Below are 20,964 nucleotides of genomic sequence, written 5' to 3' on the forward strand. Positions count from 1 at the left end.
GAACGCATGAAGTCCGACACGCCACGGCAGTGGTTCCCTCCTTCACAACTGGCCTTTTACTTTGACCAGGGCGCGTGGTCGCGTGGCACCACGCTCTACCTGCAAAACAAAGTGATTTCTTCGCAGCTCACGCCCGACGGCGAAGGTTGGCGTTTGCAAGGCCAGGTGGAGGGCAGCGAGGTCCGTCCCTACACCGTGAATGCCGAGTTGCGCGTGAGCCCGGGCGGCAACCTGAGCGAGTGGCGCAGCGGCTGCACCTGCCCGGTCGGGCGCTATTGCAAACACGGCGCGGCCTTGGGTATTTTGGCGTCCATGCAAGGTCTGGCTTTGCTCGACGAATGGGGCAGCGACGGGCCTTCGCCGGAGGTGCTGGCGCGTCGCAGCCAGATGGAGAAAGAGCGGGCCCTGAGCCATGCCGAATACCAGGCCCGTGAATGGCTGACCCGGCTGGAAAACGCCAACGGCCCCTCTGCTTACAGTTTGCCTGGGGCAACACAGGACCAGTTTGTCTACCTGCTGTCGGTGGCCTATTTGGGGCACAAGCCCTTGTTCCACCTGAGCGTCAAGCGGGCCGCGCAAAAGCGCAATGGCGAATGGGGAAAACCCAAGAAAGTCAGCAACGAGCCCTCGCCGCATGACCCGATCTGGGCCAGCAGCAGCCCGCTGGACCGTGACATTTTTGACCTGATGAAAGCCTGTCCGGCGGCCAGCAGTTTCAGCTCTTATGGGTTTCAGGGGGAGGTCAAACTGCACGGCATGCCTGGCCAACTGCTGCTCAAGCTGTGCAGCCAGACTGGCCGCCTGATGTCTGCCGAAGGTGCGGTCAGCCTGCACTGGAGCGAGACCGCCGAAGCTTTGGTCGGCGCATGGCAAGAAGTGCCTGCGCAAGACAACTTGCCCGGCGGCTGGAAGCTGAGCATGCAACCCCAGCATGCGGGTGTGGTCTATGGGCTGAACGAGCCGCCTTTTTACATGGACACGCTGCATGGCCGCTGCGGTCCACTGAACACGCAAGGCCTGAGCGCCAACGAGCTGCAGGTGATGTCGAGCGCGCCCGTGTTTCCCGAAAGCGTGGTGTTCAAGTTCCAGAACCAGTTGATGGCGCGTTTGGGGCCTGTGCCCTTGCCGCCCGTGATCGCGCAAACGCCCGAAATCCGGGATGTCCCAGCCCGCGCCGTGCTCGACATCGCACCGGTCCGTCCCCAAGACCGTGACACACACGGCCTGTTCATGGCCGAGTTGACCTTTGATTACGCGGGTCACCGCGGCTTTTGGACCGGGACCGCCCAACGCGTACTGGTCGGTCATGGCACGCAGGCGCGCATGCTGGTGCGTGACTTGCCTGGCGAACTCAAAGTCTGGACCGCCTTGGAGGCATTGGGCATGGTCGCTTTCGAAGCGAACATGCTGGGCTTGCGTCCCGACAGATCTCAGCAGTGGTTGGAATGGCTGGAAACAGACTTCGCGCCCATGCGCCAAGCTGGCCTGGACGTGCGGTTTGTATCCGGCGAGGTCACTTGGCTGCGCGAGGCCGACGATGTGCACATCGATCTGTCGGGCGACGCCGAAACGCCCGAAACTTCCCCCTGGTTTGATTTGTCACTGGGCATGGACATCGATGGCCAGCGTGTGAACATCTTGCCCTGGGTGCCCACCATTTTGACGGCTTTGGCCCGCATCAGTGTGCTCAACGCGGAGGGCGAGACCGCCAGCTTGCCGCCGTTTTTGTACCTGCCCGAGCTACAAGGCGAGGGCTTTGTGAAGTTGCCCACCGCCAAGATCGAACCTTGGCTGAACACCCTGATGGAGCTGGTCTCCGAGCGCGGACGCAACTGGAGCGGCGATGGTCTGCGCTTGTCACGCCTGGAAGCCTTGCGTACCGCCGCCTCGCTGGGCCAGGATGTGGCCTGGGCGGGTGCCCAAAGCCTGATGAATTTGTTGCAGCAAATGCGTGGCCTTGAAAGCTTGCCCGAAGTGAGCGTGCCCACCAATTTGCAAGCGACCTTGCGGCCTTATCAACATCAGGGCCTGAACTGGTTGCAGTTTTTGCGGCAGCACCAACTGGCCGGTATCCTGGCCGACGACATGGGCTTGGGCAAAACCTTGCAGACCCTGGCGCACATCCTGACCGAAAAAGAGGCTGGTCGCCTGACGCAGCCGGCCCTGATCGTGGCCCCGGTGAGTTTGCTGGGCAATTGGCAGCGCGAAGCGGCCCGCTTTTGCCCCAGTCTGCGCACCCACATTCACCATGGCCTGTTGCGACATGGGGCTGCGCAAGACCTCAGTGGTTTTGACATCGTGTTCACGCCGTACTCTTTGCTGCACCGCGACCGCGACCTCTGGATGGCCACCGACTGGCATTTGCTGGTGCTCGACGAAGCACAAAACATCAAGAACGCTAACACCCATGCGGCGCAAACGGTGGGCGACATCCCGGCCCACCACCGCCTGTGTTTGTCGGGCACGCCCATGGAGAACCATCTGGGTGAGCTGTGGAGTCTTTTCCACTTTTTGATGCCCGGCTTTCTGGGCAGCCAAAAGCGTTTTGGTGTGCTGTTTCGCAACCCCATCGAGCGCCAGGGCAACAGCGAAAAAATGGACCAATTGCGCAAGCGCATCACGCCCTTCATGCTGAGACGCACCAAGGATGTGGTGGCCAGCGAGTTGCCACCGAAGATCGAAACCCTCATGCCGGTGCCCCTGCAAGGCAAGCAAGCCGATCTGTACGAAACCATCCGTTTGGGCATGGAAAAATCCGTTCGTGACGCCTTGAATGCGCAAGGTTTGGCCAAATCACAAATCACCATCCTGGACGCGCTGCTCAAACTGCGCCAAGTCTGTTGCGATCCGCGCCTGCTCAAATTGGGCGCGGCCAGCCAGGTGCAGCAATCGGCCAAACTCGAGCAGTTGCTCGACATGCTGCCCGAGATGGTGGCCGAGGGCCGCAAGATTTTGCTGTTCTCGCAGTTCACCCAAATGCTCAGCCTGATCGAACAAGAGCTGCCGCGCCTGGGCATCCCTTGGGTCAAGCTCACAGGCCAAAGCAAAAACCGCGACGCGATCATTGACCGGTTCACCAGCGGCGAGGTGCCGCTGTTCCTGATCAGCCTGAAAGCGGGGGGCGTGGGCTTGAACCTGCCGCAGGCCGACACGGTCATCCATTACGACCCTTGGTGGAACCCTGCCGTGGAAAACCAAGCCACCGACCGGGCCCACCGCATTGGCCAAACGCAAAGCGTGTGGGTGCTCAAACTGGTAGCACAAGGCACGATTGAAGAGCGCATGCTGGCACTGCAAGAGCGCAAAGCCCAGTTGGCACAAGACATGTATTCGGGCGCAGTTCAACGCAAAGAACCGCTGTTCGGGGAGTCGGACTTGAACGAATTGTTCAAGCCCTTGGGTTGAGTACATCGGCATGCGCGTGTTGCGTCAACTCTTCTGTGCTTTGACGTTGAGTTCGCTCCTGGCCTGCAGCCCCGAAAAGACCGAAGGCTTGCCGGCACTCCAAGCTTCGTCAACGGTCAGCGCAGAACCTGTAGCGGGAGCTTGGGCGCTGGCCGATGCCTTCAGCCCCGACGTTCAAGAGGCTGCCCGCTTTGCAGTTCAGACCTATGCGGTGCAGAACAAGGCACGGGTGCTTTACAAAGATGTGACCCAAGCTCGGCAGCAAGTCGTGTCAGGCTTGAACTTTGAATTGCACATTCAAGTGACGCTGGACGGAGCGAGTCGCAAAGTGAGCGCCAAGATCTGGCGGCAGCCCGATGGGGCTTATCGCCTGCAGGCTTGGGCGTGGCTGGACTGATGCACATTGAAAACCCTGTCGGTGCAGGGCACGGCCGCCGTGTATTGGGTGTGTGCAGTTGACCGCACGCGTAAGGGGCTGAACCTGGCGCAAGCCCCCTGGAGATTTGAGCAGCAGGTCCTCAAATGACTTGTGCAAAAGGCAGGGCAATGCGCGCGCAGGCGCCATTTTCGGTGTTGTGCAGCGACAAGCGCCCATTAAATTGCGCGAGGATGGTTTTGGAGATCGACAAACCCATGCCCAGCCCCGAGATTTTGGTGGTGTAGAAAGGGTCTCCCGCTTGCTCGGCAGCTTCCTCTGACAAGCCTGGCCCGGTGTCATGGACCTCGATCAAAATCTCACGATTTTCCCGCCGGATGTCCAAGCGAATGTTTCGGGTTTTAACCTTTTCGACCGATTCCATGGCGTTGCGCACCACATTGAACAAGACTTGAGACAGTTGCACGGCATCGCCCAGTACCCATATCGGTGTGTTGGGCAAGAGCGGTTTGATAATTTCCGTATTGCCACGCCGGGCTTCGGGTTCGACAAGGGCGCAGACCTCGTCAATGACCGCACGCAGGTCCACCAATTCTTTTTTCAATGACTCAGGCTGTATGAAATTGCGGATCCGGCGAATGATGTCGCCCGCTCGAATACTGTTGTGGATGATGTCGTCCAGCACCTGCTGATTCATCTGTGCGTCCCATTGCCCCGATTTTTGCTGGTGTTGCAGGAGTTCGGTGTAATTGAGGATGGCGGCCAAGGGCTGGTTCAACTCATGGGCAAACGAGGCGGACATCACACCCAGACTGTGCTGGCGGTCCTGCTGCGCCAGTCGGTTAACCACACGACGCCCTTCTTCTTCGCGGACCAAGGCGGTCATCACTTTCAGTCTTTCGTCGGCTTGCTCCTGAACGCGCATGCCGATGTAGACAAAATAACGCAGCGTTCCTGCCAAAAAGGCGCTCGTCCAGATGCCATAGGACCAGGCCTCTTGGCCGAAGGTGTTCAAGCCCCAGCCCGTTACAAAGCCTTGCGTGCGCATCAAGTGGATAAGGCCCATGACGGCCATGACCCAGCACATGTGCATGGAAAAACGGTTGGCGCTCTGTTTGTAATGGGCATGCGCGAAGTAGGCCCCCCACAACGAGGTGACACCAAAACAGCCCCCCGACAACAGCAACGTCATCTCGGGACCGGCATGGAGGCGACTCCATTCCATGGCTGCGATAAAGACCACCGTGCCCAGAGCGAGCCCCAGCAGCCGCCAATGCTGGGGGCCTTTGTCGTACAAACGGGCAATCCCCAATCCCATCAGCATGTGGCTCATGCCCGTCAGGCCAATGGGGATGCTGTAGGACCACAGCAGTGGAAGATCGTTGCGAAAAACAGTGGCCCAGGCCGTCACACCCGCCAACAAGGCTCCCACCACCCAGTAACGGGCCGAGCTGTCCAAACGTGAAAAATACACCGAAGCTGCCAAACCGCCCAAAAGAGAGAAGATGGCGTAAAAAATGAAAAGGCTTTGGATGTAATAAGCGGCCATGCAGGCAATACGGAAGTAGACGTGAGTCGGGAATTTTGGCTGAATTTTGAACGATTTATCCGTCCGCTGCAGCCCCCAAGGCAAACGCTTAAGGTCGTCAGATTTTTATGCGTCCTTAAGCACTCAGTATGGCCGTTTCAGTGCAAGCCCACCACTGGCCGTGTCTTGTAAAACTGCATCGTACTCTCAGGCGCGGCGTTCAACACCGATTTTTTGATCTTGCCCACCACATGCATTTCGCAGGGTTTGCAGTCAAAGCGCAGGGTGAGCTTTTCCTTACCGTTGATCAGCTGCATGGGCTCGGCCTTCACCGTGCCTTGCACGCCTGTTACGCCCTTGGCTTGTTTGGGGCACAAGCTCAGGCTAAAGCGCACGCAATGTTTGGTGATCATCAGGCTCACTTCGCCCAACTCTTCTTGCGCTTCGTAAGCCGCTGCGATCACCTTCACGCCGTGTTTGGCATAAAAATTGCGGGCCTTTTGGTTGAACACATTGGCCAGGTAAGTCAGCGTGTCTTCGGGGTAGGGCACAGGCGGCTCCACGGGCACCGCACGCGGCAGGCGGTGCAGGCCCTCAGCGCGGGCAGTTTCGAGTGCTTGCACGGCGTCTCGGCGCAATGCGTTGATTTGCGAAGGCGGCACAAACCAAGGGCGGTGCAGTGCGAGCTGTACGTCTAGCGGCTCGAACAGGGTGTCGCCCAGTTTGCCCAAAGCGCTTTTGAGCTTGTCCTCGGCCTGGGCTGAGTCTTTGGGAGCTTGCCAGGTGATGGCCATTTGCGCCGTGGCGCTGTGGCCGACTTCGTCTGTCAGGGTCAGCTGCAGTCCATCGTTGTTTTCAGCCAGCTGCATCCACACGCCCATACGGCGTTCCGCGGATTTTTTGTCCAGTGTGCGCACCCAGCTCATGTCGCGGTTGCGATTGACCTGAACACCTTGGCGCAAGTCCTTGAAGCTGTCAATCGGGTCTTTGGGGAACAAGCGCCAAACGCCTTTGGCTTTAGCCGCTTCGGCTCGGTTGATCTGTAAGCCCACCAATTCTTTTTGCAGGTCGTAATAGCAAAGCCCATCGCCGTTGTGCAGCTCGGTGGCGGGGTCGTCGGTGGTCATTTCGACGTGCTCAGCCGTGACCTTGCTGACCCAGCCAATGGGTTGGCCCGGGTTTTTGGGGGTGTCAAATGCGCCGATGTCTTCTTTTCGACCTTGCACAAAATAGTCGGTGAACTCGCGGTTGAAGTTCTGGTTCGGATCGGGCTCGAAACTGAAGGTGCTGCGACCGTGTGAAGCCGGGGCCAGCTCGGGCCGCTCGTTCAGCACTTCGTCAAACAGCTTGCGGTAATGGGCCGTGATGTTTTTCACATAGGCCATGTCCTTGTAGCGGCCTTCGATCTTGAAGCTGCGAATCCCCGCATCCACCAGATCGCGCAGGTTCTCGCTCTGGTTGTTGTCCTTCATGCTCAGCACATGCTTGTCGTGCGCCACGATGCGGCCTTGCGCATCTTTGACCTCGTAGGGCAGGCGGCAAGCTTGCGAGCAGTCGCCCCGGTTGGCACTGCGCCCGGTGTGGGCATGGCTGATGAAGCACTGGCCGCTGTAGGCCACGCACAAAGCGCCGTGCACAAAAAATTCAATCACCGTGCGCTCGGTGTCGATCACGTCGCGGATCGCGCTGATCTGCGGCAGCGTCAGCTCGCGGGCCAGCACGATTTGGCTTAAGCCCGCGTCTTGCAAAAACTTGGCTTTTTCAGGGGTGCGGATGTCGGTTTGCGTGCTGGCGTGCAGCTGGATCGGCGGCATGTCGATCTCGAGCAGGCCCATGTCTTGGACGATCAGCGCATCGACCCCAGCGTCGTACAGCTGCCAGGCCAATTTGCGCGCCCCTTCGAGCTCATCGTCGCGCAAGATGGTGTTGAGCGTGACAAAGATGCGGCTGTGAAAGCGGTGGGCGTATTGCACCAGCTTGGCAATGTCTTGAATGCTGTTGTCGGCCGTGGAGCGCGCCCCAAAAGACGGACCGCCGATGTAGACCGCGTCTGCGCCATGGTTGATGGCTTCGATGCCAATGTCGAAGGTGCGGGCGGGGGCGAGGAGTTCGAGGTGGTGAGGCTGCATGGGCTGGGATTATCCCAGCTTATGTCTATCAAGCATGCGGGGCCCTTTTGGATCTGGGGGTGCCCTTGGGGTCTGGGGGAGCCCTGAAGCGGCGGGCACTGGCCGGGGCTCAGAGGCGCTTCGCTTTGCCACATCACCCCAGCCAGTGCCCACCGCTTCAGGGCGTGGGCGTTCGTGGTTCTGGTTCTGGTGTAGGTGTGAAATTTGGCGCCGCCTTCGGCTAGTGCTTAGCCAAGACATGGCAGGGCTGAAGGCTCCGACAGTTTGTGGTGCGCTCACCGGAGACGCCCCGCAAAAGGCTTGGGCGCGGGATGGGGTGATGTGGCAAAGCGAAGCGCCTCTGAACCCCAGCCCGCGCCCAAGCCTTTTGACCACAGAACCCCAGAAAACAAAAACGCGACCGAAGTCGCGTTTTTTCAGTGTAGCTTAGGTCAGATCACTGGATCTTGGCTTTGCTGCGCAGACCTTCTTGGTAAGCGCTCAGCTTTTGCTGTTGCAGCTGCTGGGCAATCTGGGGTCTGACTTCTTCGAGCTTGGGCAGCTGGGCTTCACGCACATCGTCGACGCGGATGATGTGAAAACCAAACTGGGTCTTCACGGGCGTGTCGGTCATCTGGCCCTTGTCCAGTTTGACCATGGCACCCGAAAACTCGGGCACATAGCTGCCCGCTGCAGCCCAGTCCAGGTCGCCACCGTTGGCGCCAGAGCCTGGGTCTTTGGAGGCTTTCTTGGCCAATTCTTCAAAGTTGCTGCCTTTTTTGATGTCGGCAATCAGGGCCTTGGCATCGGCTTCGGTTTCTACCAGGATGTGGCGGGCACGGTATTCCTTGCCGCCGTTTTCCTTGGCGAACTTGTCATATTCGGCCTTGATGTCAGCGTCTGTGACCGGGTTTTTCTTCTGGAAGTCTGCAAACAGCTGGCGAATCAGGATGGTCTGGCGGGCCAGTTCCAGCTGGGTTTTGTAGTCTTCGCTGGCATCCAGACCCCGTTTGCGGGCTTCTTGCATGAAGACTTCGCGGGCGATCAGCTCTTGCTTGATTTGGTCCAGCACTTCAGGGGTGACGGGTCGACCTGAGGCTTCGACTTGCTGTTGCAGCGCTTTGACGCGCGAGGTAGGCACAGGCTTGCCATTGACCACAGCCAAGTTTTGCGCCAGAACGGGGGACGCCAGCAAGGCCACCAAAGCGGCGCTGAGCAGTTGCTTTTTCATCGTGTTTTCCTAAGAGACGGGGTGTCAGATGTGGGTCAAGGGTTCAAAAAAAGGGGCTGTCACCAAAGGGTGACGGCCCGGGTTCAGATCAGCTCGATGGCCAGGGCGTGCAAACCTTGGTCAATGAAATCTTGCAGCGCATCATACACAAGGCGGTGACGTTGCACACGGGTGATGCCGACAAACAAAGGGGAAGCAATGCACACCCGCATGTGGGTGCCCACGCCGCTTTCATTGGCCCCCATGTGACCCGCGTGTTGGGCGCTTTCGTCGATCACGCGCAGCTCGGTGGGTTTCAGGCGCTCGCTCAGACGGATATGGATTTGTTCGCTCAGGGGCAAAGTGGCCTGGATCATGGTTGCTTGTCCTCGTCTTTGGGCAAATAGCGCGAGATGTACAGGCCCTGACCCAAGATGAAGACCAAGGGGAAGGCATAACCCCAGAGCTTGAAGTTCACCCAGTCTTCGGTGCTGAAGTAGTGGGCCACATAGGCGTTGATGGCCGCCATGAAAATACAGTACAGCATCCAAGACAGGTTCAGGCGGTTCCACACGGCGTGGGGCAGTTGCAATTGCGTGCCCAGCAGCATGTGCAAAAAGTTTTTCTTCAACAACCAGTGCGCCACGGCCAGGGCAATCGCCAGGCCCGAGTACAGCAAGGTGGGTTTCCACTTGATGAAGCGCTCGTCGTGCAAGCCCAGCGTCAAGGCGCCAAAGCCCAGCACCAGCACCAGCGTGATCTTGTGCATGGTCTGCAGCTTGCCGTCCATCTTGTAGATGATGGCCGTTTGCACCACGGTCGCACCCATCAGCACCGCCGTGGCGGTGTAGATGTCGGCCATCTTGTACGCGCCAAAAAACAGCAGGATGGGGAAAAAGTCGAGGATGAGTTTCATGTTGGGCGTGAGTTGGCCGCGTCAATACGGCGCGGCCGAGTGCGGTCAGGAAGGCTCGAAGTCTAACGAAGCGGAGTTCATGCAGTAGCGCAAGCCCGTGGGGGCGGGACCGTCCTCGAACACATGGCCCAGGTGCGCGCCGCATTGGGCGCAGACAGTTTCAACACGGCGCATGCCGTGGCTCACGTCCACACGTTCTTCGATGGCGCTGTCGCTGGCCGCTTTCGAAAAGCTGGGCCAGCCGCAGCCGGCGTCGAATTTGGTGTCCGAGCTGAACAAGGGCGCGTCGCAGCAGATGCAGCTGTAAGTACCTTTGGACCAGTGGCCCTCGTACTTGCCGGTGAAGGGGCGTTCGGTAGCGGCCTGGCGTGTGACGGCAAAGGCCACAGGCTCAGCGCCTTTGGCGTTCAGCAGCTCGCGCCACTCTTGTGCGGATTTTTCTATTTGGCTCATGATGAACAGCTGATTTCCAGTTGGCCCGCCCAGTCGGGCGGCAAGTCGGCATAGGCTTGCATGCCCGGATGCTCGTCGAAGGGGGACTTTAACAAGTTGTACAAGGTGTCGATTTCCGAGAAGTCACCCGCCTGGGCTTGACGGATGGCGATTTCGGCCAAGTGGTTGCGCAGCACGAATTTGGGGTTGCTGCGCAGCATCTGCTGGCCCATTGCTGCGAAGTTGTTTTGGCCTGCGCGCTCGGTGTACAGCGACAGCCATTTCAGGAGGCGAGGGCGGTCCAATACAAGATCGGTCACGCCACTCCAGCCCGCATCGGTCAATGCAACAGCAGTCGATTGCACCACCACGGCTTGGCTCAGTTGGCGCCAGAACACCGTGAAGTCAACTTTTTCGGCCGCCATGAGCTGCATCAGGTCTTCCACCAGCGTCCAGTCGGCTTCGCGCTCGAACTCAGGGGCCAAGTCGCCAACCAGGCCTAACTTGGCGCGCATGGCATCGCCCAAGTAGCGGGGGAACAGGGTTTTGTAGCCTTCCAGCACCTGCAGGGTCATCTCTTGGTCGTCGATCAAAGATGCCAGTGCCTGGGCCAGGCAGTAAAGGTTCCAGTACGCCACATTGGGTTGGCGGCCATAAGCGTACCGACCTTGGTGGTCCGAGTGGTTGCAAATGTGGCCGGGGTCAAAGCCGTCCAAGAACTGGAAGGGTCCGTAGTCGATCGTCAGGCCCAAGAGGCTCATGTTGTCGGTGTTCATCACGCCGTGACAAAAGCCCACCGCTTGCCATTTCGCCAGCAGTTTGGCGGTGCGTTCTTGCACCTCGTCCAGCAAGGCCGCGTACATATTGCCCTGCCACAGCACGGCGCGCTCGCGGCATTCGGGCAGGTGGTGGGCAATGGCATGGTCGGCCAGCAGGCGCAGACTGTCCATGTCGCCTTGGGCCGAAAAATGCTCGAAGTGCCCGAAACGCAAAAAGCTGGGGGCCACGCGGGCCACGACGGCTGCACTTTCCATGGTTTCACGCCGCACGGGCTCTGGCGAAGCCACCAGGCACAGGGCCCGGGTGGTCGGGATGCCTAGGCCGTGCATGGCCTCGCTGCAAAGGTACTCGCGGATGCTGGAGCGCAGCACGGCGCGGCCGTCGCCACCCCGCGAATACGGCGTGCGGCCTGCGCCTTTGAGCTGAATTTCTTGAGGGCCCTGAGCCGATGCGGCCTCACCCAGCCAGATGGCGCGGCCGTCACCCAACTGGCCCGCCCATTGGCCAAACTGGTGCCCGCTGTAGACCGTGGCCAGCGGCTGAGAGCCGACCATCAGCGCATTGCCCGCGAAGGCTTGCAGGTGTTCGTCGTCAAACAGCGCGTTCGGCCAGCCCAACTCGACGCGCAAGGCTTCGTTGCGGGCGGCCCAGCGCGGCGCAGCTACCGGCGTGGGCTGCAGGTGGGTGAAAAAACGGGGGCCCAGTTGGGTCAGTCGGTGCGTCCAGTCCAGCACAGGCAAGTCATGGGGGTGGCTGACGGGGGAGACCAAAGGGGGAGATGACATGGGGTGTGATTGTCACGCCCTTGACAAGCACCCGCTGTTTGGCGGGTTTTAGGTCGGGTTGGCGTTGAACTCGGGTGCACAATGACCCGATTGATAAAACCCCACCTGACAGGAGAACCCCCATGCTGGGACTGATGCAACAGCAATCGCTTTTGATTTCTGCGTTGATTGAATTTGCCGAACAACACCATGGCGACAGCGAGGTCGTTTCGCGTCGGGTCGAAGGTGACATTCACCGCAGTGATTGGGCCCAGGTGGCCCGCCGTTCGCGCCAGGTAGCCAATGCACTGGATGCACAAAATCTGCCGCAGGGCACCCGCATTGCCACGCTGGCCTGGAACGGTTACCGCCACCTGGAGCTGTACTTTGGCGTGAGCGGCTCGGGCCGCGTGCTGCACACCCTCAACCCGCGCCTGCATCCGGATCAGATGGCCTGGATCGCCAACCATGCCGAAGACCAGGTGCTGTGCTTTGATATGACATTTTTGCCCCTGGTACAGGCGTTGCACAGCCATTGCAAAACCATCACCCACTATGTGGCTTTGTGTGACGCCGACAAGCTGCCTGCTGACACCGGCATCCCCAATTTGGTGAGTTACGAAGCCTGGATGGGGCAGCAGCCAAGCACCTATGCTTGGCCGCAGCTCGATGAAAACACTGCCTGCAGCTTGTGCTACACCAGCGGCACCACGGGCAATCCCAAGGGTGCTTTGTACAGCCACCGCTCCACCGTGCTGCACGCTTACGCTGCCGCATTGCCCGACTCGATGTGCATCTCGGCAAGGGATTCGATCTTGCCGGTGGTGCCCATGTTCCACGTCAACGCCTGGGGCATTCCCTACAGCGCGGCCATGGCGGGCGCCAAACTGGTGTTCCCCGGTCCGGCGCTGGATGGCAAGTCGGTGTACGAACTGATCGAGGCCGAGGGCGTGACCTTTGCCGCTGGCGTGCCCACCGTGTGGCAAATGCTGCTGGGCCACATGGCACCCGCAGGCCTGAAGTTCAGCACGCTGGGCCGCACCGTGATTGGCGGCTCCGCTTGCCCACCCGCCATGATCGACGCCTTCCGTCAGAACTACAACGTGGACGTGCTGCACGCCTGGGGCATGACCGAACTCAGCCCGCTGGGCACGGTCTGCACCCTGAAGAACAAGCACCTGAGCCTGCCAGCCGAGCAGCAAATGAAGCTGCGCATGAAACAAGGCCGATGCATCTTCGGCATTGACATGAAGATCGTGGACGCCGAAGGCCAAACCCTGCCGCACGACGGCAAATCGGCCGGTGACTTGCTGGTCAAGGGCCCTTGGGTGATTGCCTCTTATTACAAACAAGAAGGCGGCAACCCCTTGGTGGACGGCTGGTTCCCCACAGGCGATGTGGCCACCATCGACACCGATGGTTTCATGCAAATCACCGACCGCAGCAAAGACGTGATCAAGTCGGGCGGCGAATGGATCAGCTCGATCGATGTGGAAAACATCGCCATGGCCCACCCGTCCGTGGCCATGGCAGCCTGCATCGGCATGCGCCACCCCAAGTGGGACGAGCGGCCGATTGTTTGCGTGGTCAAGAAGCCCGGGGCTGAGGTCAGCCGTGAAGAGCTGATCGCCTTCTACGAAGGCAAAACCGCCAAGTGGCAGATTCCCGACGATGTGGTTTTTGTTGACGCCATTCCTTTGGGGGGCACGGGCAAGATGCTCAAGACCCGCTTGCGCGAGCAATTGACCGATTACGTGCTGCCAGGCCTTTGATCCCCATCAAGTCCGCGCGGTTACAAGTCGCGCGGGTGATATGCCTTAGGTGCAAACCCCGAGCCGATTCGTCATTTCTGCGGTTACGCTGACACAGTTCAGATTTACAACGCAGGAGAACTTGTATGAAAACCACCACCCGTTTGATCGCCGCTGCCGCTTTGGCCGCTTGCTCCATGGGCGCTTACGCTCAAAAAGGCGAAACCGTCAAAATTGCATGGATTGACCCGCTGTCTGGCCTGATGGCCCCCGTGGGCAGCAACCAGCTCAAAAGCTTTCAGTTTTTTGCCGAAAAATTCAGCAAAACCAACCCAGCTGGCGTCAAGTTCGAAGTCATCGGCATTGACAACAAGCTCAGCCCAGCTGAAAGCCTGAACGCGCTCAAGGCCGCCATGGACCAGGGCGTGCGTTACATCACCCAAGGCAACGGCTCATCGGTTGCGGGCGCCCTGATCGAGGCCGTGAACAAGCACAACGAGCGCAACCCCGGCAAGGAAATCATCTTCCTGAACCACTCTGCGGTCGATCCAGACTTCACCAACAGCAAGTGCAGCTACTGGCACTTCCGCTTTGACGCCGACACCTCGATGAAGATCGAGGCCATGACCACCTTCATGAAGGATGACAAGGACATCAAGAAGGTTTACCTGTTCAACCAGAATTACTCACATGGTCATCAGGTCGTCAAGTTTGCCAAGGAAAACATCGCACGCAAGATGCCGGGTGTGCAAATTGTGGGTGAAGACCTGCACCCGCTGGCCCAAGTCCGCGACTTCTCGCCTTACATCGCCAAGATCAAGGCTTCGGGTGCCGACACTGTGATCACCGGAAACTGGGGCTCTGACCTGGCTTTGCTGGTCAAGGCGGCCAACGAAGGCGGCTACAACGGCAAGTTCTACACCTATTACACCGGCGTCACGGGCACGCCCACGGCCTTGGGTCAAGGCGGTGCAGGTCGCGTCTACCAGATCGCTTATGGTCACTACAACATGGGCGGCCAGATGGACAAGTGGTCCGCTGAATTCAAGCAAAAATTCAACGATGACTTCTACACCCACTCGGTGGTGCGTATTTACCAGGCGCTGGGTGATGCCATGGCCAAAGCCAAGTCCACCGATCCGGTGAAAGTCGCGGCGGCGTTGTCCGGTATGAAATTCTCGACCCACAACGGCGAGGTCGAAATCCGCAAAGCAGATCACCAGTTGCAGCAACCGCTGTACATGACCGTCTGGCAAAAAGCGGACAAGAAGTTCCCCTACAGCCCTGAGAACACCGGCATGACGCTGGCGCCCGTGAAGGAATACCCTTCTTATGTCTCCAGCACACCCACCAGCTGCCAGATGAAACGTCCTGGCTGAGGCGCAACGCCTGCCGCTGCCACTCTCTGAGTCACTCGCACAGGTGGCTCAGGGTTTGGCGGATGGGCCAAGGCCCGATCACCTGAGGGTTCATCGGGCTTTTTTATGGGCTTTCGGGCCCCATTGAGACCGGATTTGCCAGTGCAAGTCCATTTCCTGTAATGCTTTAGACCCCAAGGGTCTGGAAAGTTTGTGATGGAGTTTTTCATCATCTCCATGCTCAACGGCCTCAGTTACGGGCTGTTGCTGTTCATGCTCAGCTCCGGGCTGACGCTGATCTTCAGCATGATGGGTGTGCTCAACTTTGCGCACGCCAGTTTTTATATGGTGGGCGCCTATTTTGGCTACACCCTTTCGCAGTGGGTCGGTTTTTGGCCTGCGCTGGTCATTGCCCCGCTGCTCGTTGGGGCCTGTGGTGCCTTGTTCGAGCGCCTGACGCTGCGCAAGGTCCACCCTTTTGGCCATGTGCCCGAATTGCTGGTCACTTTCGGCCTGTCTTATGTGATGCTGGAGTTGGTGCAGCTGGTCTGGGGCCGCACGGCGGTCGAGTTTCTACCGCCCGAGATTTTGCGCAGTTCGGCCTTCACCCTCATCAACCACTCGGTCAACGGACTGAGCGTGGTTTGGGGCGCTGCGCCTGCCGAGATGTGCAGTGCAGCCGATGCCGCCATCCGAGTGGTGTGCTCACCGTTTCCCGCCACACGCGGTTTCATGATGCTGGTGGCGCTGCTCATGCTGGTTTCCTTGTGGCTCTTGCTCACCCGCACCCGCATTGGTTTGGTCATTCAAGCGGCTTTGACCCATCCCGAAATGGTGGAGTCTTTGGGGCACAACGTGCCTCGTGTGTTCATGTTGGTGTTTGGTGCAGGCACCGGTCTGGCCGGGCTGGCGGGTGTGATTGGCGGCAGCACGTTTGTGACGGAGCCTGCCATGGCCGCCACCGTGGGTTCGGTCATTTTTGTGGTGGTGGTGGTGGGCGGTATGGGCTCTTTGTCTGGCGCGTTTTTGGCCTCGGTGCTGATTGGTGTGATCCAGACCTTTGCCGTGGCCATTGACTACTCCTTCTTGACGCTGGCCAAAGACATGGGCTGGGCTTTGTCGGCTGCCACGCAGGAAAACTCCTTTGCCAAGCTCACGCTGTCGCAGGTCGCGCCCATCTTGCCCTACCTGTTTTTGGTCCTGATCCTGATCTTCCGACCCAAGGGTCTTTTGGGCACACGCGAGGGTTAAGACATGGCTGCCATCTACAAATTCAAACCTTACAACGTGGGCCGCTGGGTCATCTGGAGCCTGTTCGCTTTGGTCTTGCTGGCCGCGCCGCTGGTCTTCACCAGCAACCTGTCCGTGACCATGCTGGCCCAGATGGGCATCGCCATCATTGCCTGCCTGTCTTACAACATCTTGTTGGGCCAAGGCGGCATGCTGAGCTTTGGCCATGCGGTCTACACGGGCTTGGGCTCTTACATGGCCATTCACGCACTCAATGCCGTGAGTGGTGGCACGCTGAACATCCCAGTCAGCTTGCTGCCCATCGTGGGCGGTGTGGCGGGCATGGGCTTTGCCATTTTGCTGGGCTGGGTGACCACCCGCAAATCGGGCACGCCATTTGCCATGATCACACTGGGTGTGGCCGAGTTGGTGTTTGCCATGTCCCTGATGTTTTCGGAGTTTTTCGGGGGCGAGGCGGGGGTGTCTGGCAATCGGGTGGCGGGTGAAGCCTTTTTCGGCATCACCTATGGCCCGCAGATTCAGGTCTACTACCTGATCGCCATTTACACCTTTGTGTGTGTGGCGCTCATGTACGCCTTCACACAAACGCCGCTGGGCCGCATTTTGAATGCGGTGCGTGATAACCCTGAGCGGGTGGAGTTCATTGGTTACAACACCCAGCGCGTGCGCTACATGGCCTTCATCATTGCGGGCTTTTTTGCAGGCATCGCGGGGGGCTTGGGCTCACTCAACTTCGAGATCGTGACGGCCGAGGTGGTCGGGGCAGGGCGCTCGGGCGCTTATTTGCTGTTCACCTTTTTGGGTGGGGCGACCTTCTTCTTTGGCCCCATCATCGGTGCGGTGCTGATGATCATCGCCTTTGTGCTGTTGTCCGAGCTGACCAAAGCTTGGCTGCTTTACTTGGGACTGGTCTTCCTGTTCATGGTGATGTATGCACCCGGCGGCATTGCCAGCTTGATCATGATGAATCTGAGGGTGGCCAAGTTCGGCAAGTTGCGCCAAATCTGGACCAGTTACCTGGGCCTGGGTCTCACTGCCATCGTGATGCTGGCGGGGGCGGGGGCCATGATCGAGATGGTCTACCACCTGCAACTCAATTCGGCTCTGGGGGACACCGTCAAATTCATGGGCGCCACCCTCAACGCCAAGAGTCTGGACAGCTGGTTCGGTTCGGCTTTTGTGATGCTCACGGGCTTGGGTCTGTTCGAGCTGGCCCGCAGGCAGTTCGCCCGCGACTGGGGCGTGATCCAGACCGATATCGAAAAAGAAATCAAGCGAAGGGAAACGGCTTTATGAGTTACGCCTTAGAACTCCGGGATGTGCGCAAGAACTTCGGCAAGACCGAAATCATCCGTGGCGTGAATCTGGCCGTCACTGCAGGCGAGCGTGTGGCCGTGATCGGTCCCAACGGCGCGGGCAAGTCCACGCTGTTCAACCTGATCAGCGGCCGCTTTGGCCCCACCAGTGGCGATATTTTGCTCGCGGGTCAGGCCATTCAAAACAAGACGCCTTACGAGATCAACCGCATGGGGCTCTCGCGCAGCTTCCAGATCACCAACATCTTCCCCAAGCTCAGCGTGTTTGAAAATCTCCGCTGCGCGGTGCTCTGGAGCCTGGGCTACAAGTACAGTTTTTGGAAATTCCTGTCGAACCTGAAAGACGCCAACGAACGCACCGACGAGTTGCTGGACATGATCCATCTGGACAAAAAACGCGACGTACTGGCGGTTAACCTGACCTATGCCGAGCAGCGGGCGTTGGAAATAGGCGTGACCATCGCAGGAGGCGCGGATGTGATCTTGCTGGACGAGCCCACGGCCGGCATGAGCAAGAGCGAGACCTCGCGATTCATCCAACTCATTAAAGACGTCACGGTGGGCAAAACTCTGCTCACGGTGGAGCACGACATGGGCGTGGTGTTTGGCCTGGCCGACAAGATCGCGGTGGTGGTGTACGGTGAAGTCATCGCCTTCGACACCCCCGAATCGGTGCGGGCCAATGCCAAAGTGCAGGAGGCTTATTTGGGCTCACCGGTCGCAGACAACCAAGTAGGAGGCCACTGATGTTGCTGATCGACAACCTTCATGCCTATTACGGCAAAAGCCATGTGTTGCATGGCGTCAATTTTGAGGTGGGGCAGGGCGAGATCGTGGCCCTGCTTGGGCGCAATGGTTCAGGCCGCTCCACCACCGCCAAGGCCATCATGGGTCTGGTGGAGTGTGAGGGCCGCATCGACTGGAAAGGCCAGCCCATTCAGGGCAAAAAGGCCTATGAAATTGCCCACCTGGGGGTGGGTTATGTCCCAGAGAACCGGGAGATTTTCCCCAAGCTGACGGTCAGCCAGAACCTGCAATTGGGGCAAAAACGAAATGGACAAAACGGACGTTGGTCGTTTGACGACATGTTCGCCATGTTCCCTCGCCTCAAAGAGCGCGAACACAACGAAGCCGGGGTGCTCTCTGGTGGTGAGCAGCAAATGCTCACGCTGTGCCGCACTCTGATGGGTGACCCTGACCTGATCATCATCGACGAACCCACCGAGGGACTGGCACCCAAAATCGTCGAGCTTGTCGGCCAATTTCTTTTTAGCCTCAAAGCCAAGGGGGTATCGGTATTGCTGATCGAGCAAAAACTAACCATTGCCATGAGCATTTCGGATCGCGCCTTGGTCATGGGCCATGGTGCCATCGTTTTCCAGGGCACGCCCGACGAGCTGCGGGCCAACACCTACATTCGCAAGGAATGGCTGGAGGTTTGATCCTGACTTTGCCCCGTCTCTGGTGCGACAAAAATTTGCCGTGCAGAGATTATTTATGTCTACAATGTTCAAAAACGAACGGTCGTTCTTTTTTAATTTTTCACGCAAAGGAAGTCCAGCATGACAGCTGAATACAAAGTGCATGGCGATGTCGCGGTCATCACCCTCATGAATCCGCCCGTCAACGGTTTGGGTCTGTCCACCCGCGTCGGCATCACCGAGGGTCTGGAAAGAGCCAACAACGACACCGCCGTCAAAGCCATTGTTATCACCGGTGGCGGCAAGGCCTTTTCGGGCGGAGCCGACATCCGTGAATTTGGCTCACCCAAGGCGACTCAAGAACCCAATTTGCTGAGCGTGATCTCCGCTTGCGAAAAATCAGCCAAGCCGGTTGTGGCGGCCATCCACTCGGTCGCCATGGGCGGCGGCTTGGAGCTGGCTTTGGGCTGTCACTACCGCATTGCTGCGCCTGGCACCTCCATTGCTTTGCCCGAAGTCAAGCTGGGCCTGATCCCCGGCGCGGGCGGCACACAGCGCCTGCCTCGCGTGATTGGCGTGGAAGCGGCGCTGAACATGATTGTCAGCGGCGAAGCCATCAAGAGTGAAATGCTGGCCATGTTGCCCGGCCAAAAGCTGTTTGATGCCATGGCCCAATCGGCTGAGAGCCTGCCCGAAGAAGCATTGGCCATGGCCCGCAAAGTGGCCGCTGCGCACGCCGATGGTTCGCCCATGCCCTTGGTCAAAAACCTGCCTTGCAAGCACCCGCAAGGCGATGCTTACTTCCAGTTCACCCGCAACATGGTCAAAGGCATGGCCAAAAACCTGCCTGCGCCGCTCAAGTGCGTGGAAGCCGTCGAAGCCGCGACCAAGAAAAAGTTCGACGATGGCATGGTTTTGGAGCGTGAGATTTTCACCAACCTCATGTTCACCCCCGAAAGCCGCTCGTTGCGCCACATCTTCATGGCCGACCGTGCTGCCAGCAAGATCGCAGACGTGCCCAGCGACACCCCTCAGCGCAACATCCAGAGCGTGGCCGTCATCGGTGCAGGCACCATGGGTGGTGGCATCTCGATGAACTTCCTGAACGCGGGCATCCCGGTCAAGATGCTCGAAATGAAGCAAGATGCGCTCGACCGTGGCGTGGCCACCATCCGCAAGAACTACGAAGCGCAAGTCAAAAAAGGCAAGCTCAAGCAAGACAAATACGAGCAGCGCATGGCCTTGCTCAGCACCACGCTCAGCTACGACGACATCGGCCAAGCCGACCTGGTGATCGAAGCCGTGTTCGAAGAAATGGGCGTGAAAGAAGCTGTCTTCAAGAAGCTCGACGAAGTGATGAAGCCCGGTGCCATCTTGGCCTCCAACACCTCCACCTTGGACGTGAACCAGATTGCCAACTTCACCAAACGCCCACAAGACGTGGTGGGCATGCACTTCTTCAGCCCTGCCAACGTGATGAAGCTCCTGGAAGTGGTGCGCGGCGCGCAAACCGCCAAAGACGTCATGGCCACCGTGATGGCTATTGGCAAAAAGATCAAAAAGACCTCGGTGGTCTCGGGCGTGTGCGATGGGTTCATCGGCAACCGCATGATCGAGCAATATAGCCGCCAAGCCGGTTTCTTGATCGAAGAAGGCTGCACACCTGCGCAGGTCGACAAGGCTGTTGAGAAGTTCGGCTTTGCCATGGGCCCCTTCCGAATGGGCGACTTGGCTGGCAACGACATCGGCTGGGCGATTCGCAAGCGCCGCTACACCGAAAAACCCAACCTCAAGTACAGCAAAACTGCAGATTTGCTTTGCGAGATGGGGCGTTACGGCCAAAAGACGGGCGCAGGCTGGTACGACTACCAAACCGGCAAACGCGACGCGATCCCCAGCGCTGTGGTGGTCGAAATGATCGAAAAACACCGTGCCGCTTTAGGGCTAACGCCTCGCAAAATTTCCGACGAAGAAATCGTTCAGCGCTTGGTGTATTCCTTGGTGAACGAGGCTTGTCACATTTTGGAAGAAGGCATTGCCAGCAAAGCCAGCGACATCGACATGGTCTACATCACCGGCTACGGTTTCCCTTTCTGGCGCGGTGGCCCCATGCTGTATGCCGACACTGTGGGCTTGTTCAACGTGGCCGAAGCCATGAAGCGCTTTGCCAAGAACCCACTCGACGACGCCCAATTCTGGCAACCCGCACCTTTGTTGGTGCGCTTGTCAGCCGAAGGCAAAACATTCAACTGAGCGTTCAGAGTTGAGTGTTCGGTGTTCAGCGTAAAAGACCAGTTAACTGCTCGATCAACGCCTAACACTCAGCGCTCAATGAGCCAAACCAAGGA

General features: G+C 58.8%; 16 protein-coding genes. 9 read left to right on the forward strand and 7 right to left on the reverse strand.

Annotated features, from left to right (window positions below; translation table 11 throughout):
* Window positions 1–6 precede the first annotated feature (6 nt).
* Both B9Z49_RS12360 and B9Z49_RS12365 read left to right on the forward strand, forming a co-directional pair.
* Entirely contained in the window at window positions 7–3,405 is a 3,399-nt protein-coding gene (locus B9Z49_RS12360) for a DEAD/DEAH box helicase (RefSeq protein ID WP_108353739.1), read from the forward strand.
* Between the two features lie 46 nt (window positions 3,406–3,451).
* Window positions 3,452–3,802 (forward strand): cystatin domain-containing protein, encoded by a 351-nt coding sequence (locus tag B9Z49_RS12365; protein WP_158273491.1) that lies wholly within the window; start codon window positions 3,452–3,454, stop codon window positions 3,800–3,802.
* A 121-nt stretch (window positions 3,803–3,923) separates the two neighbouring features.
* Here the strand turns inward: B9Z49_RS12365 and B9Z49_RS12370 are convergent, their stop codons facing one another.
* The 7 genes from B9Z49_RS12370 to B9Z49_RS12400 all read right to left on the reverse strand — a co-directional run bounded on the left by B9Z49_RS12370 (window position 3,924) and on the right by B9Z49_RS12400 (window position 11,540).
* Complete coding sequence (locus B9Z49_RS12370; RefSeq protein WP_108353741.1) at window positions 3,924–5,330, reverse strand: sensor histidine kinase; 1,407 nt, start codon at window positions 5,328–5,330, stop codon at window positions 3,924–3,926.
* 137 nt (window positions 5,331–5,467) lie between these two features.
* On the reverse strand, window positions 5,468–7,438 hold the full coding sequence (locus B9Z49_RS12375) for a U32 family peptidase (RefSeq protein ID WP_108353742.1): 1,971 nt from the start codon (window positions 7,436–7,438) through the stop codon (window positions 5,468–5,470).
* A gap of 436 nt (window positions 7,439–7,874) precedes the next feature.
* Entirely contained in the window at window positions 7,875–8,648 is a 774-nt protein-coding gene (locus B9Z49_RS12380) for a peptidylprolyl isomerase (RefSeq protein WP_108353743.1), read from the reverse strand.
* Between the two features lie 83 nt (window positions 8,649–8,731).
* Complete coding sequence (locus tag B9Z49_RS12385; protein WP_108353744.1) at window positions 8,732–9,004, reverse strand: BolA family transcriptional regulator; 273 nt, start codon at window positions 9,002–9,004, stop codon at window positions 8,732–8,734.
* Window positions 9,001–9,543, reverse strand: coding sequence for a septation protein A (locus tag B9Z49_RS12390; RefSeq protein WP_108353745.1), 543 nt, complete (start codon window positions 9,541–9,543; stop codon window positions 9,001–9,003). Before B9Z49_RS12390 ends, B9Z49_RS12385 begins: the two co-directional genes overlap by 4 nt.
* Window positions 9,544–9,588: 45 nt before the next feature.
* The gene (gene msrB / locus B9Z49_RS12395; RefSeq protein ID WP_369913548.1) at window positions 9,589–9,996 is read right to left on the reverse strand and encodes a peptide-methionine (R)-S-oxide reductase MsrB; all 408 of its coding nucleotides are present in this window, start codon (window positions 9,994–9,996) and stop codon (window positions 9,589–9,591) included.
* On the reverse strand, window positions 9,993–11,540 hold the full coding sequence (locus tag B9Z49_RS12400) for a YdiU family protein (protein ID WP_108353747.1): 1,548 nt from the start codon (window positions 11,538–11,540) through the stop codon (window positions 9,993–9,995). Before B9Z49_RS12400 ends, msrB begins: the two co-directional genes overlap by 4 nt.
* A gap of 122 nt (window positions 11,541–11,662) precedes the next feature.
* Between B9Z49_RS12400 and B9Z49_RS12405 the strand changes: the two genes are divergently transcribed.
* From B9Z49_RS12405 to B9Z49_RS12435, 7 genes are all read left to right on the forward strand, one after another.
* Window positions 11,663–13,291, forward strand: a complete 1,629-nt coding sequence (locus tag B9Z49_RS12405) for a 3-(methylthio)propionyl-CoA ligase (protein WP_108353748.1) — start codon at window positions 11,663–11,665, stop codon at window positions 13,289–13,291.
* A gap of 125 nt (window positions 13,292–13,416) precedes the next feature.
* Window positions 13,417–14,649, forward strand: coding sequence for a branched-chain amino acid ABC transporter substrate-binding protein (locus B9Z49_RS12410; protein WP_108353749.1), 1,233 nt, complete (start codon window positions 13,417–13,419; stop codon window positions 14,647–14,649).
* 195 nt (window positions 14,650–14,844) lie between these two features.
* The gene (locus tag B9Z49_RS12415) at window positions 14,845–15,879 is read left to right on the forward strand and encodes a branched-chain amino acid ABC transporter permease (protein ID WP_108353750.1); all 1,035 of its coding nucleotides are present in this window, start codon (window positions 14,845–14,847) and stop codon (window positions 15,877–15,879) included.
* Window positions 15,880–15,882: 3 nt separating this feature from the next.
* The gene (locus tag B9Z49_RS12420) at window positions 15,883–17,175 is read left to right on the forward strand and encodes a branched-chain amino acid ABC transporter permease (RefSeq protein WP_108353751.1); all 1,293 of its coding nucleotides are present in this window, start codon (window positions 15,883–15,885) and stop codon (window positions 17,173–17,175) included.
* Window positions 17,172–17,942: an ABC transporter ATP-binding protein gene (locus tag B9Z49_RS12425; RefSeq protein ID WP_108353752.1), complete on the forward strand. Its 771-nt coding sequence runs from the start codon at window positions 17,172–17,174 to the stop codon at window positions 17,940–17,942. Before B9Z49_RS12420 ends, B9Z49_RS12425 begins: the two co-directional genes overlap by 4 nt.
* Window positions 17,942–18,637, forward strand: coding sequence for an ABC transporter ATP-binding protein (locus B9Z49_RS12430; RefSeq protein WP_108353753.1), 696 nt, complete (start codon window positions 17,942–17,944; stop codon window positions 18,635–18,637). Before B9Z49_RS12425 ends, B9Z49_RS12430 begins: the two co-directional genes overlap by 1 nt.
* A gap of 120 nt (window positions 18,638–18,757) precedes the next feature.
* Entirely contained in the window at window positions 18,758–20,869 is a 2,112-nt protein-coding gene (locus B9Z49_RS12435) for a 3-hydroxyacyl-CoA dehydrogenase NAD-binding domain-containing protein (RefSeq protein ID WP_108353754.1), read from the forward strand.
* Window positions 20,870–20,964: the final 95 nt, after the last annotated feature.

Source organism: Limnohabitans sp. 2KL-51 (assembly GCF_003063645.1).
Classification (GTDB): Bacteria; Pseudomonadota; Gammaproteobacteria; order Burkholderiales; family Burkholderiaceae_C; genus Limnohabitans_A.

What these genes read in the sequence shown, in the direction of transcription:
- B9Z49_RS12435 (WP_108353754.1), top strand. Translation starts at nt 18,758, where the DNA reads ATGACAGCTGAATACAAAGTGCATGGCGATGTCGCGGTCATCACCCTC.
- B9Z49_RS12430 (WP_108353753.1), top strand. Translation starts at nt 17,942, where the DNA reads ATGTTGCTGATCGACAACCTTCATGCCTATTACGGCAAAAGCCATGTG.
- B9Z49_RS12360 (WP_108353739.1), top strand. Translation starts at nt 7, where the DNA reads ATGAAGTCCGACACGCCACGGCAGTGGTTCCCTCCTTCACAACTGGCC.
- B9Z49_RS12390 (WP_108353745.1), bottom strand. Translation starts at nt 9,543, where the DNA reads ATGAAACTCATCCTCGACTTTTTCCCCATCCTGCTGTTTTTTGGCGCG.
- B9Z49_RS12425 (WP_108353752.1), top strand. Translation starts at nt 17,172, where the DNA reads ATGAGTTACGCCTTAGAACTCCGGGATGTGCGCAAGAACTTCGGCAAG.
- B9Z49_RS12380 (WP_108353743.1), bottom strand. Translation starts at nt 8,648, where the DNA reads ATGAAAAAGCAACTGCTCAGCGCCGCTTTGGTGGCCTTGCTGGCGTCC.
- B9Z49_RS12420 (WP_108353751.1), top strand. Translation starts at nt 15,883, where the DNA reads ATGGCTGCCATCTACAAATTCAAACCTTACAACGTGGGCCGCTGGGTC.
- B9Z49_RS12400 (WP_108353747.1), bottom strand. Translation starts at nt 11,540, where the DNA reads ATGTCATCTCCCCCTTTGGTCTCCCCCGTCAGCCACCCCCATGACTTG.
- msrB (WP_369913548.1), bottom strand. Translation starts at nt 9,996, where the DNA reads ATGAGCCAAATAGAAAAATCCGCACAAGAGTGGCGCGAGCTGCTGAAC.
- B9Z49_RS12385 (WP_108353744.1), bottom strand. Translation starts at nt 9,004, where the DNA reads ATGATCCAGGCCACTTTGCCCCTGAGCGAACAAATCCATATCCGTCTG.
- B9Z49_RS12370 (WP_108353741.1), bottom strand. Translation starts at nt 5,330, where the DNA reads ATGGCCGCTTATTACATCCAAAGCCTTTTCATTTTTTACGCCATCTTC.
- B9Z49_RS12410 (WP_108353749.1), top strand. Translation starts at nt 13,417, where the DNA reads ATGAAAACCACCACCCGTTTGATCGCCGCTGCCGCTTTGGCCGCTTGC.
- B9Z49_RS12415 (WP_108353750.1), top strand. Translation starts at nt 14,845, where the DNA reads ATGGAGTTTTTCATCATCTCCATGCTCAACGGCCTCAGTTACGGGCTG.
- B9Z49_RS12405 (WP_108353748.1), top strand. Translation starts at nt 11,663, where the DNA reads ATGCTGGGACTGATGCAACAGCAATCGCTTTTGATTTCTGCGTTGATT.
- B9Z49_RS12375 (WP_108353742.1), bottom strand. Translation starts at nt 7,438, where the DNA reads ATGCAGCCTCACCACCTCGAACTCCTCGCCCCCGCCCGCACCTTCGAC.